Origin of the sequence: Brevundimonas vesicularis (assembly GCF_900445985.1) — a bacterium.
Taxonomy (GTDB): domain Bacteria; phylum Pseudomonadota; class Alphaproteobacteria; order Caulobacterales; family Caulobacteraceae; genus Brevundimonas; species Brevundimonas vesicularis_D.
Genome location: NZ_UAQP01000014.1, coordinates 319,840 through 335,875, shown reverse-complemented (window position 1 = coordinate 335,875; position 16,036 = coordinate 319,840). Strand labels below are relative to the sequence as shown.

Sequence of the window (16,036 nt, the reverse complement as noted above, 5' to 3'; positions counted from 1 at the left end):
CCAACCAGCGAGACCTCATGTCCATCCTCGTCGACAAGAACACCAAGATCATCGTCCAGGGCCTGACCGGCAAGACCGGCGGCTTCCACACCGAACAGGCCCTGGCCTATCACGGCACCCAGATGGTAGCCGGCGTGCACCCCTCCAAGGGCGGCACGAACTGGACCGGATCGCACGGTGAGAGCCTGCCGATCTACGCCTCGGTCGCCGAAGCCCGTGACGCCACGGGCGCCGACGCCTCGGTGATCTACGTCCCGCCGTCGGGCGCGGCCGCTGCGATCATCGAAGCCATCGACGCCGAAATCCCCTTCATCACCTGCATCACCGAGGGCATCCCGGTGATGGACATGGTCAAGGTCAAGCGTCGCCTGGAAGGCTCCAAGTCGCGCCTGCTGGGCCCGAACTGCCCCGGCATCCTGACGCCGGACGAGTGCAAGATCGGCATCATGCCGGGCAACATCTTCAAGAAGGGCTCGGTCGGCATCGTGTCGCGTTCGGGCACCCTGACCTATGAAGCCGTGTTCCAGACCACCAACGAAGGCCTGGGCCAGACCACGGCCGTCGGCATCGGCGGCGACCCGGTCAAGGGCACCGAGTTCATCGACGTGCTGGAGCTGTTCCTGGCCGACGAGGAAACCACCTCGATCATCATGATCGGCGAAATCGGCGGCGGCGCGGAAGAAGACGCCGCCCAGTTCCTGATCGACGAAGCCAAGAAGGGCCGCAAGAAGCCGATGGCCGGCTTCATCGCGGGCCGCACGGCGCCGAAGGGCCGCACCATGGGCCACGCCGGCGCCGTCGTCTCGGGCGGCAAGGGCGATGCGGAATCCAAGATCGCGGCGATGGAAGCCGCCGGCATCCGCATGTCGGAATCGCCCGCGCGCCTCGGCAAGACCCTGGTCGAAGTGCTGAAGGGCTAAGCCTTTCCAAGTGCGCGCTGCGCGCGGGCGCTATCGCTCGCCGCGCGGCGGCTCGCTGCTTGAGCGCCTTTTCGGCATCAAAAATGCCGTGTGACGCATCGATGGACGCCCTCGGTTCAGGCCGGGGGCGTTTTTTCTTGGGCCTGCGACCAATTTCCTACCAAATTGCCCCGTTTCGGTCATGACCCGTCAGGAAACGACGCCTATATGACGGGCGCGCCCCTCACGGAGATGTGTCCGTCGGGGCCCAGGGATTGCGAAACGATGGCGGACGATGCCGGTCGGCTGAACCAGGTCTTTGCCGAGACCTCATTCCTCTACGGGTCCAATGCGGCCTACGTCGAGGAGCTTCAGGAGAAGTGGGCGAAAGACCCCGGCTCCGTTTCCGCCGAATGGAAGACCTTCTTCGACCAGCTGCGCGACAACGCCGCGCTGGTGACCGCCTCGGCAGGCGCGGGCAGCTGGGGCCGTGGCGTCGCGACCGAACCGACCGAGGAGACCGGCGTCTTCGACGGCCGATGGCCGGCCCCGAAGCCTGATCCCAAAAAGCCCGGTGCTGCGCTGGCTGCTGCGCCCAAGGCCGCGTCCGCCGACGTCTCGGCCGATGCGATCCGCGCCGCCGCCCACGACTCCATCCGCGCCCTGATGCTGATCCGCAGCTATCGCGTGCGCGGGCACCTGCAGGCCAAACTGGACCCGCTGGGCATCGAGCAGCCGGTCGAGAACCCCGAGCTGACGCCCGAGTTCTACGGCTTCACCGGCGCCGATCTGGACCGTCCGATCTTCCTGGACGGCGTGCTTGGTCTTCAGACCGGCACGATCCGCGAAGTGCTGGAGATCCTGAAACGCACCTATTGCGGCAATATCGGCATCCAGTTCATGCATATTGCTGAACCGGAAGAGAAATCCTGGCTGCAGCAGCGGTTCGAGGGCGCCGACAAGTTCGAGCAGAACGCCTTCTCCAAGGAAGGCAAGCTGGCCATCCTGTCCAAGCTGGTCGAGGCCGAAGGTTTCGAACGCTTCCTGCACAAGCGCTTCCCCGGCACCAAGCGGTTCGGCCTGGACGGCGGCGAGGCCATGGTCCCGGCGCTGGAGCAGGTCATCAAGCGCGGCGGTTCGCTGGGCGTCGACGAGGTCGTGCTGGGCATGGCTCACCGCGGCCGCCTGAACGTCCTCGCCGCCGTTATGGGCAAGCCCTACAAGGTCATCTTCCACGAGTTCCAGGGCGGCTCGGCGGTGCCGAGCGACATAGAGGGCTCGGGCGACGTCAAATATCACATGGGCGCCTCGTCGAACCGCGAGTTCGACGGCAACCACGTCCACCTGTCGCTGACCGCCAACCCGTCCCACCTCGAGATCGTCAACCCGGTCGTGCTGGGCAAGGCCCGCGCCAAACAGGCGTTCGACATCCGCGAAGCCAACGAGGGCGTGCCCGAGGGGCAGTGGGCGCTGGACCGTTCCAAGGTCGTGCCGCTGCTGATCCACGGCGACGCCGCCTTCGCCGGCCAGGGCGTGGTGGCCGAATGTTTCGCCCTGATGGGGCTGAAGGGCTACCGCACCGGCGGCACGCTGCACTTCGTCATCAACAACCAGATCGGCTTCACCACCAGCCCGCGCAACTCGCGCTCGTCGCCCTATCCGTCGGATGTGGCCCTGATGGTCCAGGCGCCGATCTTCCACGTCAACGGCGACGACCCCGAGGCGGTCGTCTTCGCCGCCAAGGTGGCCACCGAATACCGCCAGAAGTTCCACAAGGACGTGGTGGTGGACATGTTCTGCTACCGCCGCTTCGGCCACAACGAAGGCGACGACCCCACCTTCACCCAGCCGCTGATGTATTCGAAGATCCGCGCCCAGCCCTCGACCCGCGAACTGTATTCGCAGCGTTTGGTCGCCGAAGGCGTGATCAGCCAGGCCGAGGTGGACGCCGAGGTCGAGCGGTTCGAGAAATTCCTCGACGAGCAGTTCGAGGCCGGCAAGACTTGGTCCGCCGAAAAAGCCGACTGGCTGGACGGCCAGTGGCAGGGCTTCCAGTCGCCCAAGGACGAACTGCGCGGCGACACCGCCGTGCCGCTGGCCAAGCTGACCGACCTGGGCCACCGCCTGACCACGATCCCCAACAGTGTCGATATGCACAAGACGCTGAAGCGCGTCATCGACGGTCGCCGCGAAGCCATCACCTCGGGCCAGGGCCTGGATTGGGCCACGGCCGAGAGCCTGGCGTTCGCCTCGCTGGTCGATGAAGGTTTCCCGATCCGTCTGTCGGGCCAGGATTCGGTGCGCGGCACCTTCTCGCAGCGTCACTCTGGCATCATCGATCAGACGACTGAAGAGCGCTACATCCCGCTGAACAACCTGCGCGAAGGCCAGGCCAATTTCGAAGTCATCGACTCCGCCCTGTCCGAAGAGGCGGTGCTGGGCTTCGAGTACGGCTATTCGCTGGCCGACCCCAATACGCTGGTCATGTGGGAAGCCCAGTTCGGCGACTTTGTGAACGGCGCCCAGGTGGTGATCGACCAGTTTATTTCTTCGGGCGAACGCAAGTGGCTGCGCATGAGCGGCCTGACCATGCTGCTGCCGCACGGCTATGAAGGCCAGGGGCCGGAACACTCCTCGGCCCGTCTGGAGCGCTTCCTGCAACAGTGCGCCGAAGACAATATGCAGGTCGCAAACTGCACCACCCCGGCCAACTACTTCCACATCCTGCGTCGTCAGATGCACCGGCCGTTCCGCAAGCCGCTGATCCTGATGACGCCCAAGTCGCTGCTGCGTCACAAGAAGGCGGTCTCGTCCATGGCGGACCTGGCGGAGGGCTCGGCCTTCCACCGCGTCCTGCACGACGACGCCCAGACGCGGCCCGAGATCGCCGGCATCACGATCAAGGCGGACAAGGACATCCGCCGCGTCATCCTGTGCTCGGGCAAGGTCTATTACGACCTGCTGGACGCGCGCGAGAAGAAGGCCAAGGACGGCCAGGCTGTGGACGACGTCTATATCCTGCGTCTGGAGCAGTTCTATCCGTGGCCGATCCAGTCGCTGCGCAAGGAACTGGCCCGCTTCCCCAACGCCGAACTGGTCTGGTGCCAGGAAGAGCCGAAGAACATGGGCGGCTGGACCTTCGTGGACCCGTGGCTGGAGCTGACGCTGGACAAGCTGGACGTGAAGGCCAAGCGCGCCCGCTACGTCGGCCGTCCCGGCTCGGCCTCGACCGCAGCCGGTCTGATGAGCCGGCACCTGAAGGAACTCGAAGCCTTCACGACCGAAGCCTTCGCCTGATACACCAATAAAAGACCGACTAGAGACGAGCTGGACCTGACATGGCCGACATCCTGACCCCCGCCCTCGGTGAATCCGTCACCGAAGCCACCATCGCAAAGTGGACCAAGAAGGTCGGTGATCCGGTCAAGAAGGACGAACTGCTGGTCGAGCTGGAGACCGACAAGGTCTCGCTGGAAGTCGTCTCGCCCGCCGACGGCGTGCTGGGCGACATCAAGGCGGCCGAGGGCGACAATGTCGTTCCCGGCACGGTCCTGGGTTCAGTGACGGAAGGCGCGTCCGCCGGCGCCGCTCCGGCCGCTGCCCCTGCCAAGGCCGCCAAGGCCGACGCCAAGGCCGCACCGGTCGCCGCTGCTCCGGCCGCCGCCGCCGCGATCGACATCACCGTGCCGGTCATGGGCGAGAGCGTCGCCGAAGGCTCGATGGGCAAGTGGGTCAAGAAGAACGGCGACACGGTCAAGAAGGATGAACTGCTGGTCGAGATCGAGACCGACAAGGTCGCGGTCGAAGTCTCCGCCCCGGCTGACGGCGTTCTGACCATCGCCGCCGATGAAGGCGCGACCGTCACGCCGGGCCAGAAGATCGGCTCCATCTCGGGTTCGGGCGCTGCGAGCGCGCCGGCCCCCGCCGCTCCGGCCCCCGCCGCCGCCCCGGCCAACACCGGCTCGGCCCAGGTCTCGGCCGCCAAGAACGAAACCCTGTCGCCCGCCGTCCAGCGCGTGGTCGGCGAAAACAATCTGGATCCCAAGGCCATCAACGCCACGGGGCCGAAGGGCAACATCACCAAGGCCGACGCCATCGCCGCCATCGGCCAGGCCTCGGCTCCGGCCCCTGCCGCCGCCGCAGCGCCCGCCGCCCCGCGCGCCGACCAGCCGCGTGAGGAGCGGGTGAAGATGACGCGCCTGCGTCAGACCATCGCCCGTCGCCTGAAGGAATCGCAGAACACGGCCGCCCAGCTGACCACCTTCAACGAGGTGGACATGACCAACGTCATGGCCCTGCGCGCCCAGTACAAGGACGTGTTCGAAAAGCGCCACGGCGTGAAGCTGGGCTTCATGTCCTTCTTCACCAAGGCCGTCGTCGCGGCCCTGCATGAAATTCCGGCCGTCAACGCCGAGATCGACGGCACGGACATCATCTACAAGAACCACTACGACATCGGCGTCGCCGTCGGCACCGACAAGGGTCTCGTGGTCCCCGTGCTCCGCGACGCGGATGTGCTGTCGCTCGCCGGCATCGAAAAGGGCATCGGCGCCCTGGGCAAGGCCGCGCGTGACGGCTCGCTGACCATGGATCAGATGCAAGGCGGCACCTTCACCATCACCAACGGCGGCACCTATGGCTCGCTGATGTCGACGCCGATCCTGAATGCGCCGCAGTCGGGCATCCTGGGCATGCACAACATCGTCCAGCGCCCGATGGCCATCAACGGCGAGGTCAAGATTCGCCCGATGATGTATCTGGCCCTCAGCTACGATCACCGCATCGTGGACGGCAAGGAAGCCGTGACCTTCTTGGTCCGGGTCAAGGAGCTGCTGGAAGATCCGGCGCGGGCCCTGCTGGACCTTTGATTTCCTGAAAGGCGGCGATGATCTCGCCGCCTTTTTCTTTCATATGAGGCGCGACCATGCTGACCCTCTACGCCGCCACAGGATCCTGCAGCCGGGCCAGCCACATCGCGCTGGAAGAGTCCGGTCTCGACTATGAGGTGCGCCTGGTCGACTTCGCCAAGGCCGAACAGCGCGAGCCGGCCTATCTGGCGATCAATCCCAAGGGACGCGTTCCCGCGCTCGCGACCGATCAGGGCGTCCTGACCGAGAGCCCGGCCATTCTGGCGCACATCGCTGCCCTGTCGCCGCCCGGCCTGTTGGCGCCGACCGATCCCTTCGCCTTTGCGCGGATGCAGGCGTTCAACCTCTATCTGGCCACCACCGTCCACGTCGCCCACGCCCACGGTCGCCGCGCCGCGCGCTGGAGCGACGACGCTGCCGCCCAGGCTTCGATGGCGGCCAAGGTCACGCAGAACATGCGCGACGGCTTCGCCCTGATCGAGGCGGATCTGACCGGCGAATGGGCAATGGGCGATGCCTTTACGGTCGCCGACCCCTATCTGTTCACCTTCGCGGGTTGGCTGGAAAGCGATGGCGTGGACATCGCCGAGTTTCCGCGCGTCCAGGCGCATTTCGAGCGCATGAAGGCGCGTCCGGCGGTCCAGCGCGCGCTGGCCGCCAAAGCTTAGCGGGCGCGCTCGCAGACCAACGGTTGTGTCTAATTTGCGCCGGTCGTTAACGATCCGAATCGCCAACGCATTTTTCCTGATTACAGACGTCGAAAATGGCGCCTTATTTCGGACATGGAGTGGGCGGCGCGCGCGATCGGGGTGTTCTACGTCTTGGGCGGACTGATGCTTTTGTATCAGGCCTGGCTCAACTGGCGTCTGCAACGGGCCCTGTCCGGCGTCATCGCCGTTCCCGCAAACGATCAGATCGCAGATGGCGTGATCGCCCTGGGCGGCGTGCTGGTGCTGATGTCGGGCGTCGCCCTGGCGGCGCTCAGCGCCTGGGCTGTGGTCGCCTTCCTTGCCGGCTGGGCGATCCAGGCCGCCTATCTGCTGTGGGTCAACCGCGCCGATCTCGACAGCCCGCTGGCCAGCGGCCGGTTGAAGTCGGTGCATGCCTTCGCCGCCTACACGGCCGTCACCGGCGTGGTGCTGTGGCTGCCGCTGACCGGCGTCCTGGGCTGATCAGCCGAACTCGGCTTCCAGGTCGGCCAGACGCGCCGCCTGATCCTCGGCGATCAGGGCGTTCAGCAGCGGATCGATATCGCCTTCCATGATCTGGGGCAGGCTGTGCAGGGTCAGGTTGATGCGGTGATCGCTGACCCGCCCTTGCGGATAGTTGTAGGTGCGGATCCGTTCCGACCGGTCGCCCGACCCGACCTGTGACTTGCGGCTGTCCGAGCGGGCCAGGTCCTTGGCCTGGCGCTGCATGTCGTACAGGCGCACGCGCAAGTTCTTCATCGCCTTGTCGCGATTGACGTGCTGGGACTTCTCCGACGACGTCACCATGATTCCGGTCGGCAAGTGGGTGATGCGCACGGCGGAATCGGTCGTGTTGACGTGCTGGCCGCCCGAACCCGACGCGCGGAAGGTGTCGATGCGGATGTCCTTGTCGTGGATTTCGATCTCCACGTCCTCGACCTCGGGCAGGACCGCCACCGTCGCCGCGGAGGTGTGGATGCGCCCCTGCGACTCGGTCGTCGGCACGCGCTGGACCCGGTGAACGCCGCTCTCGAACTTCAGCCGGCCGAACACGCCTTCGCCGGTCACCGTAGCGATGATTTCCTTATAACCGCCGGCGTCGCCCTCGGTCGCCGAATCCAGCTCGATCCGCCAGCCACGCGTGGAGGCGTAGCGCGAATACATGCGGAACAGGTCACCCGCGAACAGGGCCGCCTCGTCCCCGCCGGTGCCGGCGCGCACTTCCAGCACGGCCGAGGCGTTCTCGTCGGCGTCGCGCGGGGCCAGCAGCAGGGCCACCTCACGCTCCAGCTCGGGCAGCCGGTCGGTCAGCGCCCGCAGCTCCTCCTCGGCCATCGACGCCATTTCCGGATCGGCCGTCATGGCCTCAAGGTCCGCCATTTCGGCGCGCGCGCGGGCCAGGCCCTGGACCGCATCCACGACGGGCTTCAGCTCGGCGTGCTCCTTGGACAGCCGCACGATCTCGGCGCCGTCGGTCGCCGAACCCATGCGCGCCTCCACCTCGTGGAAACGGTCGAGCACCTGATCGAGACGGGCCTGGGGCAGTCGCAAGAGGGAAATGTCCTGAGAAAAAGCGGAGCGCCGTCCTTACCCGCCGGGGGGCGTCGTGTCGATTGCAAGCCGTGTGTGGGCGTGGACCGGCTCCGGCGCCGCGCTTGTGATCGGCGATAACGGCGGGGTCACGATGGCGTCAGTCGCGGTGACGCAAGCCGTTCGAACCCTTAGTTGAGGCCGACCAGTCGTCAGGAGGACGCCATGTTCGATCGCCCGCCCCCGTCGCAGCCGGACGCCGCCGAGGTCGCCTAAAGTGTCGATCGCCTGTGCCGCCTGTACGACAGCCGTCTGGCCGAGACCGGCGGCGACCTGTCGCCCGAAGACGCCCGCGAACTGAAGGCCATGGCCGCCATCTACGATCTGGACACCGACCGCCCCTCGACCGAGGTCTGGCGCGACCTTCGCGCCGTCGTCACGCGTCAGGCGCCGCTTGACGCCACGGCGCCGGCCGAGATCGAGGCCTTGACTTTGCTGGTGGTCGAGGACGATCCCGACGCCGCCGCCTCCCTGACCGAACTGCTGACCGAGGCGGGCCACAATGTCGTCGGTCCGTTCCACAGCGCCGCCGCCGCCGAGGCCGCCGCGGCGCTGCACAGCATCGATGCGGCCCTGCTGGACATCAATCTGTCAGGCGAGATGACCGGGGTGGAACTGGCCCGCGTCCTGACCGACCGCTGGGCCGTGCAAGTCATCTTCATTTCCGGCGATGTGGCCGCCGCCGCGAAGAATGCGGACATGGCCGAGGCCCTGGTGCTGAAACCCTATAACGGCGCGCAGATTCTGGAGGCGGTGGCGCGCCTCGCCTGAGGGTCGGATCGAGCTCCCACAGCTTGCGTCTGGGGCTCAGGCGGGCGATCACGGATCATGCTGTCGAACCGGTCTCGCTACGCCCTGCGCGCCATGGTGCATCTGGCCGGTCTGCCGGACGGCGGTCCCGCGACCATTGCCGAGATCGCCGAGGCGGCGGCGGCTCCGCGAAAGTTCCTGGAGGCCATTCTGCTGGATCTGCGCCGTCAGGGTCTGCTGGCCTCGAAGCGGGGCAGGGCGGGCGGCTATGCGCTGGGCGCGCCCGCCGACGCCATCAGCTTCGCCGACGTCATCCGCGCGCTGGAAGGCCCGCTGGCCCTCGCGCCTTGCGCCTCGCGCACCGCCTATGGTCCGTGCGAGACCTGCCCGGATGTCGAGACCTGTCCGTTGCAGCCCGTGCTTCAGGACGGTCGCGACGCGATCGCCGCCGTCTTCGAGGCGCGAACCCTTCTGCAAGCCGCCGTCACTTCTTCTCCTATTGCCGACTAGGGAAATAGCCCGCACCGTTCGCCCCCTATTCCAGAGGCCGTCATGCAAGATTTCCTGCTCTTCCTCGCCGTCGGTTTTCTGGCCCAGATCGTGGATGGGGCGCTGGGCATGGCCTATGGCGTGATTTCCTCGACCGTCCTGCTGTCGTTCGGCGTGCCGCCCGCGACGGCGTCGGCCAGCGTCCACGCCGCGGAGGTCTTCACCACGGCGGCGTCGGCCGGGTCCCATACGGTCAACAAGAACGTGAACTGGAAGCTGTTCGTGCCGCTGGCGCTCGGCGGCGTCGTCGGCGGCGGGCTCGGCGCCTTCGTCCTGACCAGCATCGACGGCGATCTGCTGAAACCCTTCATCACCACCTATCTGGCCATCATGGGCGTCGTGATCATCTGGCGCGCCACGCGTCAGACGCGCGAGCGGATCTTCCCGCGCAAGTTCGCCGGTCCCCTAGGTCTGGTCGGCGGCTTCTTCGACGCCATCGGCGGCGGCGGCTGGGGACCCACGGTCACCACCACCCTGGTCGGCACGGGCCAGGATCCGCGCGTCTCGATCGGCACCACCAATACGGCGGAGTTCTTCGTCACCTCCGCCATTTCCGCCACCTTCCTCGTCGCCCTGCTGACCGGACATTGGCAGGAGGCCGAGGGGTTCTCCACCCACGCCATGGCGGTGCTGGGCCTGATCATCGGCGGCCTGATCGCCGCCCCCTTCGCCGGCGTCATCGCCCGCATCGCCCCGCGCCGCGCCCTGACCTACGGCGTCGGCGCTGTGGTGCTCCTGTCCGCCGGCTATCAGGCCCTGCGTCTGTTCAAGGTGATCTGAAACGAAAAACGGCGGCGGGTTCGCACCCGCCGCCGTTTCACTTGTCCCAACGATAAAGATCAGCGCGCGCGGGCGCGGAACCGCGTCAAGAATGCCTTGATGTTCTCGCGGATCGCCGCCTCATTGGCCATGCGCAGACGGTCACCGGCCACGAGGGCCTGACCCATCGTCGCCGTTCCCGTCGCCGAGACCGTTTCGTCGAAAACCGTGCGTTCGCCACGGGCGACCGTGTAGCGAACCTGGCTGGACACCGTCATGTCGAAGCCAGCGAGAGGCTGCTTCAGATTGATGAGCGATGCAGAGACCGTCATGGGCTGGCCCTCGGTTCCCATGTATCCGGCTGCGGCCAGGGAGCCTTCGAGCGCGGTCTTGAAATCGGCATTCGAGATTTGCGAGGTCCACAGAGGATTGGTGCTCTGGCCGCCGGAAACCGACACGCTCGTCACGGAGCGATAGCCCAGGTCTCCGGCCGACGCGGTCAGGCCCGGTGTCGCCGACAGGGTCATCATGGCGGGGTTGGACGGCGTGGCGCAGGCCGCGACGCCCATCAGGGCGGCGACCAGGCCGGCCGCCGCGATGCGGCGGATCATTGCTCGCCGCCGGTTGCTGCGGGAGCGGCAGGCGTCCGGGCCGCCGCCGCTTCTTCGGCGGGCGTGCGCAGGGTGACGACCAGAGGATTGGGCTTCAGATCGTTGAGGGCGCCCGACGTCGCATCGACGGCCCCGCCGATGATCCCGCCGACCAAGACGTTGCCGGCCAGGGCCGCGCCGCCGGCGCCGGACATGCTGCTGGTGATCTCGTGGGTCTGCGAAACATACCCTTCCTTCGACACCGTGATGTTGAACGCATCCTTGCGCGACATGCGGAAGGTGCAGGGCGTGGCGGCGCATTCGAAGCCGTTGGACGTGGTCGCCTGAGCGCCGGGCGGCGTGCTCTCGACGGTGAACTCCTGCGTCGTGCCTCGCGTCATGGTCGCACACGCAGGCAGAGAAAGCGCCACGCCGATCAGCGTGAACGCACGCGCGCCAAAGCGCGCGACAGTCTTGGAAATCATTGAACCCTCGATGGAATAGTGTCCGGCCTCCCCAGGCGGACCTAAAGCCTAGGTTGCACTTTCATCATCAAGCGTCAATCACGGACCGGTGAGGTTTGGCGATAGAGGCGCGGCGGGATGACGCAGCCTATTCGGCCGCCTGAAGCTCCGCCGCGCGTGCGGCGTCCAGTTCGGCGGCCTTCTGTTCGACCAGATCGACGATGTGGTCGATCATGCCGTCGTTGGCCTGTTTGTGGGCGATCTTGCCGTTCAGATAGATCATGCCCGCGCCCTTGCCGCCGCCGGTGAAGCCGATGTCGGTGTAGAGGGCCTCGCCCGGTCCGTTCACGACGCAGCCGATCACCGACAGGCTCATCGGCGTCGAGATATGGGCCAGCTTCTCTTCCAGCACCGCCACCGTCTCGATGACGTTGAAGCCCTGACGCGCGCAGGACGGGCAGGCGATGATGTTGACCCCCCGGTGGCGCAGACCCAGCGACTTCAGGATGTCGAAACCGACCTTGATCTCCTCGACCGGATCGGCGGCCAGGGACACGCGGATGGTGTCGCCGATCCCGGCCCACAGCATCGACCCCAGGCCGATGGCGGACTTGATGGTGCCGGTGCGCAACGGCCCCGCTTCCGTTACGCCCAGATGCAGGGGGCAGTCGATCGCCTCGGCCAGCTGCTGATAGGCGGCGACGGTCAGGAACGGGTCGGACGCCTTCACCGAGATCTTGAACTCGTGAAAGTCGTGGTCCTGCAGGATGCGGGCGTGGTTCAGGGCGCTCTCGACCATGGCGTCGGGGCAGGGCTCGCCGTATTTTTCCAGCAGTTCCTTTTCCAGCGACCCGGCGTTGACGCCGATCCGCATGGAGCAGCCATTGTCCTTGGCTGCCTGGATGACGTCCCGGACGCGGTCAGCCGAACCGATATTGCCCGGATTGATGCGCAGGCAGGCGGCGCCCGCCTCGGCCGCCTCGATGCCGCGCTTGTAGTGGAAGTGGATGTCGGCGACCAAGGGGACCTTGGCCTCGCGCGCGATGGTCTTGAAGGCGGCGGTCGATTCCACGTCGGGGCAGGAGACGCGCACGATGTCGGCGCCGGCCTCTTCGAGTTGGCGGATCTGGTCGATGGTCGCCGCCGCGTCCGTCGTCGGCGTATTGGTCATCGACTGGACGCTGATCGGGGCGTCGCCGCCCACCAGGACGGAGCCGACGCGGATCTGGCGGCTCTTGCGACGCTCGATGTGGCGCCAGGGTCGGACGTGCGTGTGATCGCTCATGGGAGCATCATATAGGCCGATGATGACGACGGGACCACGGCCGTCGTGTCAGTTCGGCGCAGAGGCGGGTGATGAGGGCGCGGGCGCGGGCGAGGGCGTCGTGGCCGCCTGGGTCCGGGCCTGGGCGGCCTGAGCCTGGGCGGCCTGAGCCTGAACCTGGGCGCGCGCCTGGCTGGCGGCCAGCGCCTTGGCCGCCTGATCCGCGCGACTGTTCAACTGGGCCAGCGGCGTCAGCACGCCGGCCAGGGGTCCGCCATACTCGCCGTTCAGGAAGACGTCGAAAGCCGCCGGGTCTGACACGTCCACCGTCGCCGCCACGCCGATGGGCGCGCGCCAGGCCTCGCCCGGCGCCATCTGACGCGCGAACAGGGCCTGACCGTGGCCGAGCCGCACGACCAGGGCGCCAGCCGTCTTGGCTTGGATCACCACCATCGAGGCGTTGGCCGAGGCGCCATAGACAGCCCCGCGCGGGTTGAACGCCTTCTGCACCGGCTCCGGATTGGCCGCGGCGGCGATCACGGCCGGATCGGTCGGATCGACCCCGGTCAGTTCGGCCTCCAGGCCCGGAGTGATGTAGAGGGCCGGCGTCGTCTGGTCGGGCGGCGCGGACATGGGTGCGCTGAGCGCGACCTGCGGATCCGGATCGGCCGCTCCGGTCCAGGTCTTTGGCACGGCGGCGATATCGGACGGATGGGCGGTCTGATGCAGGCTGGCGCGCTGGAACACGTTCCAGCCGATGACGGCGACCACCACGGCGGCGATGCCGGCGACGATGCGCGGCGAATGGCGTTTCACGTCCTCGAAGGCGATGCCGATGGGCGCCTTCAACGGAACGGAGGTGTCTGGGCTCTCGCGCTTGAACCGCTCGACGGCGGTCTGTTCGTCCAGCGCCAGGGCCGAGGCATAGGCCCGGACATAGCCCAGGGCGAAGACGCGCGAAGGCAGGGACGACCAGTCGTTCTGCTCCAGGGCGGTCAGGAACCGGCGATGCACCTTGGTTTCGGCGGCCAGCTCGGCCGGCGACTTGCCCGACCGCTCTCGGGCGGCGCGAAAACCGTCGCCCAGGGTCGCGGCGTCGATGAATGCGGCCGTCGGATCCGGCCGGTCCGCAAGGCTTTCGATCGCCTCGGGGGCGACCCCCGCATTCCGCGCCATGACGCCTGACCCCATGTCCGGGAAACACGGCGCCGACGCGCCGTTTACAGGGCCCGAGATAGACGATTGCGCGCCGACCAGCAACGCCGCCCGTGCGCCCAGACGCCTGCGATCATACCGCGACGTTCAGCTTGCGCGCCAGGGATTCGATCTCGTTTCGGACTGAGCCGGTGGATAGGTTCAGCAGATTGGCCATGCCGCGCCGGGCCGCATTCAGGTCCGCCGACAGGATCATCCGCTTGACCGGCCCGACACCGCCCGCCGGCGCCGACAGTCGGGTGAAGCCCAGCACGATCAGGGCGAAGGCCTCCAGCGGCCGTCCCGCCAGTTCGCCGCAGATCGAGACCGGCGTGCCGGTGTCGGCGCAGGCCTTCTGGATAGTCTGGAGCGCCCGCAGGGTCGGCGGCGACAGGGGGTCGTAGCGATCTGACACCAGCGGATTGGTCCGGTCGGCCGCGTACATGTACTGGAACAGGTCGTTGGTGCCGATGGAGACGAAATCCGTCAGCGGCAACAGGGCGTCCAGATGCCACAACAGGGACGGGCATTCGACCATCGCCCCGACGCGCAGCAGGGCGGGCAAGGCGCGCCCGCGACGCCGCGCCCAGGCGCATTCGATATCGACCAGCTCGCGCGCGGCCCGGAATTCGTCCACCGTGGCGATCATGGGGAACATGACGCGCAGTTCGCGCCCCGCCCCCGCCGCCAGCAGCGCCCGCAGCTGCATCCGCAACAGCGACGGCCGGTCCAGACCCAGGCGGATGGCGCGGCGGCCCAGCGCGGGGTTCTCTTCGCGCTCGGCCTCCAGATAGGGCAGGACCTTGTCGCCGCCGATGTCCAGGGTGCGGAAGGTGACGGGTTTGTCGCCCGCTGCGTCCAGCACCAGCTTGTAGAGCGCCGTCTGGGCGTCCAGCCGGGGCAGTTCGTCCGAGACCATGAACTGGAACTCGGTGCGGAACAGGCCGATGCCCTCGGCGCCCGTCTCGACCATGTTTTCCAGATCGACCGCCAGACCCGCATTGGTCAGGACCGTGATCCGCTGACCGTCCAGGGTGACGGCCGGCACGTCGCGCAGCTGGGCGAACTCGGCCTGGCGCTGTTCGCGCACGGCCATGCGCGACTGCACCGCCTCCAGCATATCGGGGCGGGGGCGCAGATAGGTCTCGCCGGTCTCACCGTCGGCGATGACCATGTCGCCTTCCGACAGCCGGTCGCGCAGGCCCATCAGACGGCCGACGCACGGAATCTGCAGCGCGCGCGCGACGATGGCGGCGTGGCTGGCGGCCGAGCCCTCTTCCAGCAACAGCCCCTTCAGCTTGTCGCGCGGATATTCCAGCAGGTCGGCGGGGCCCAGGTTTCGCGCCACCAGTATGGCGTCGTCGGGCAGTTCGCGCTCGCCCGGCTTGTCGCCCGCCAGCACCCGCAGCAGCCGGTTGGCCAGGTCCTCGAAGTCGTGCAGCCGCTCGCGGATATAGGGGTCGCGCGCCTGGGCGAAGCGGGCGCGGTGTTCGTTCCTGACCCGGTCCACCGCCGCCTCGGCCGTCAGACCGTTCCTCACCGCCTCTTCCAGCGACCGGTTCCAGCCGCGGTCGTCGGCGAACATCCGGTAGGTTTCCAGAACCTCGAACGACGGACCGGCCAGGCCCTGGCCCTTGTCCAGCATGACGTCCAGACCGCTCTTCAGCGTGGCCAGCGCCAGCTTCAGCCGCGCCTCCTCCATCGCCGGGTCGTCGGACAGCAGGCGTTCGGGCGCCAGAGGCGCCTCGTGCAGAACCACATGGCCGAAGGCCAGGCCGTCGGCGAACTTCTGGCCCTTCAGCCGCTCGGGCCGGTGGGGCGCCAGCTCCACGTCGCGCAGCTCGTCCAGCGCCAGCAGTTCGCCCGACGACACGGTTTCGGACAGGACCATGGCGATGGTCTGGATGTCCTCGACCTCTTCCTCGTCATAGCGCCGCTCGGTGCGGTTCTGAACGACCAGGACCCCGATGGCCCGACCGCCGCGCAGCAGCGGGGCGCCCAGGAAGGCGTGATAGGGGTCTTCGCCCGTCTCGGGCCGATAGGAGAAGGACGGGTGCGACGGGGCGTCCGACAGGCTGATAGGCTGGGCCATCCGCGCCACCTCGCCGACCAGGCCCTCGCCGGGCCGCAGCCGGGTGTTGTGCACGGCGTCGGGGTTCAGACCCTCGGTGGCGAAAAGCTCGAGCTCGCCCGACGCGCGACGCAGATAGATGGAGCAGACCTCGGCGACCATCGACCGGGCGATGATCTTGACGACCATGTTCAGCCGGTCCTGCGCCGGCGTCGCGCCCGCGCCGGCCCCGCCCAGAGCCTCGCGGATCTGGCGCAGGAGGATCCGGGGTCCTCTGGTCATCGCGCCGCCTGCCGGCATCATGTCTCCCGCGCCTCTTTCGTGGATATAGGCGCCCTGTTCAGATCAC

At 67.5% G+C, this 16,036-nt stretch carries 14 protein-coding genes; 8 read left to right on the top strand and 6 right to left on the bottom strand.

Annotated elements, in window-relative coordinates; genetic code table 11:
- The first annotated feature begins 17 nt into the window (after positions 1-17).
- The 5 genes from sucD to DT343_RS10695 all read left to right on the top strand — a co-directional run bounded on the left by sucD (position 18) and on the right by DT343_RS10695 (position 6,939).
- Positions 18-920 (top strand): succinate--CoA ligase subunit alpha, encoded by a 903-nt coding sequence (gene sucD, locus DT343_RS10715; RefSeq protein ID WP_017506566.1) that lies wholly within the window; start codon positions 18-20, stop codon positions 918-920.
- A gap of 264 nt (positions 921-1,184) precedes the next feature.
- Positions 1,185-4,196, top strand: a complete 3,012-nt coding sequence (locus tag DT343_RS10710; protein WP_112862883.1) for a 2-oxoglutarate dehydrogenase E1 component — start codon at positions 1,185-1,187, stop codon at positions 4,194-4,196.
- Positions 4,197-4,237: 41 nt separating this feature from the next.
- Entirely contained in the window at positions 4,238-5,767 is a 1,530-nt protein-coding gene (gene odhB / locus DT343_RS10705) for a 2-oxoglutarate dehydrogenase complex dihydrolipoyllysine-residue succinyltransferase (protein WP_112862882.1), read from the top strand.
- 56 nt (positions 5,768-5,823) lie between these two features.
- Positions 5,824-6,435 carry a glutathione S-transferase family protein gene (locus tag DT343_RS10700; protein WP_112862881.1) on the top strand — a complete coding sequence of 204 codons (612 nt, stop codon included), beginning with the start codon at positions 5,824-5,826 and terminating at the stop codon, positions 6,433-6,435.
- 114 nt (positions 6,436-6,549) lie between these two features.
- Entirely contained in the window at positions 6,550-6,939 is a 390-nt protein-coding gene (locus tag DT343_RS10695) for a hypothetical protein (protein WP_112862880.1), read from the top strand.
- Here DT343_RS10695 and prfA read toward each other — a convergent pair whose 3' ends face one another.
- Entirely contained in the window at positions 6,940-8,007 is a 1,068-nt protein-coding gene (gene prfA, locus DT343_RS10690; RefSeq protein WP_112862879.1) for a peptide chain release factor 1, read from the bottom strand.
- Between the two features lie 345 nt (positions 8,008-8,352).
- Here prfA and DT343_RS10685 point away from each other — a divergent pair, with 345 nt between their 5' ends.
- From DT343_RS10685 to DT343_RS10675, 3 genes are read left to right on the top strand one after another with little or no spacing between them, the layout of a single operon-like run.
- Positions 8,353-8,817 (top strand): response regulator, encoded by a 465-nt coding sequence (locus tag DT343_RS10685; protein ID WP_220116680.1) that lies wholly within the window; start codon positions 8,353-8,355, stop codon positions 8,815-8,817.
- Positions 8,818-8,874: 57 nt separating this feature from the next.
- Complete coding sequence (locus DT343_RS10680; protein ID WP_112862878.1) at positions 8,875-9,306, top strand: RrF2 family transcriptional regulator; 432 nt, start codon at positions 8,875-8,877, stop codon at positions 9,304-9,306.
- A gap of 42 nt (positions 9,307-9,348) precedes the next feature.
- On the top strand, positions 9,349-10,125 hold the full coding sequence (locus tag DT343_RS10675) for a sulfite exporter TauE/SafE family protein (protein ID WP_112862877.1): 777 nt from the start codon (positions 9,349-9,351) through the stop codon (positions 10,123-10,125).
- A gap of 59 nt (positions 10,126-10,184) precedes the next feature.
- Here DT343_RS10675 and DT343_RS10670 read toward each other — a convergent pair whose 3' ends face one another.
- The 5 genes from DT343_RS10670 to ptsP all read right to left on the bottom strand — a co-directional run bounded on the left by DT343_RS10670 (position 10,185) and on the right by ptsP (position 15,969).
- Positions 10,185-10,715, bottom strand: coding sequence for a hypothetical protein (locus tag DT343_RS10670; RefSeq protein WP_112862876.1), 531 nt, complete (start codon positions 10,713-10,715; stop codon positions 10,185-10,187).
- Positions 10,712-11,179, bottom strand: a complete 468-nt coding sequence (locus tag DT343_RS10665; protein ID WP_112862875.1) for a PEGA domain-containing protein — start codon at positions 11,177-11,179, stop codon at positions 10,712-10,714. Before DT343_RS10665 ends, DT343_RS10670 begins: the two co-directional genes overlap by 4 nt.
- Before the next feature lie 127 nt (positions 11,180-11,306).
- On the bottom strand, positions 11,307-12,443 hold the full coding sequence (gene ispG, locus DT343_RS10660) for a flavodoxin-dependent (E)-4-hydroxy-3-methylbut-2-enyl-diphosphate synthase (protein ID WP_112862874.1): 1,137 nt from the start codon (positions 12,441-12,443) through the stop codon (positions 11,307-11,309).
- 48 nt (positions 12,444-12,491) lie between these two features.
- On the bottom strand, positions 12,492-13,598 hold the full coding sequence (locus DT343_RS10655) for a helix-turn-helix domain-containing protein (protein WP_220116677.1): 1,107 nt from the start codon (positions 13,596-13,598) through the stop codon (positions 12,492-12,494).
- Between the two features lie 112 nt (positions 13,599-13,710).
- Positions 13,711-15,969, bottom strand: coding sequence for a phosphoenolpyruvate--protein phosphotransferase (gene ptsP, locus DT343_RS10650; protein ID WP_439897225.1), 2,259 nt, complete (start codon positions 15,967-15,969; stop codon positions 13,711-13,713).
- Positions 15,970-16,036: the final 67 nt, after the last annotated feature.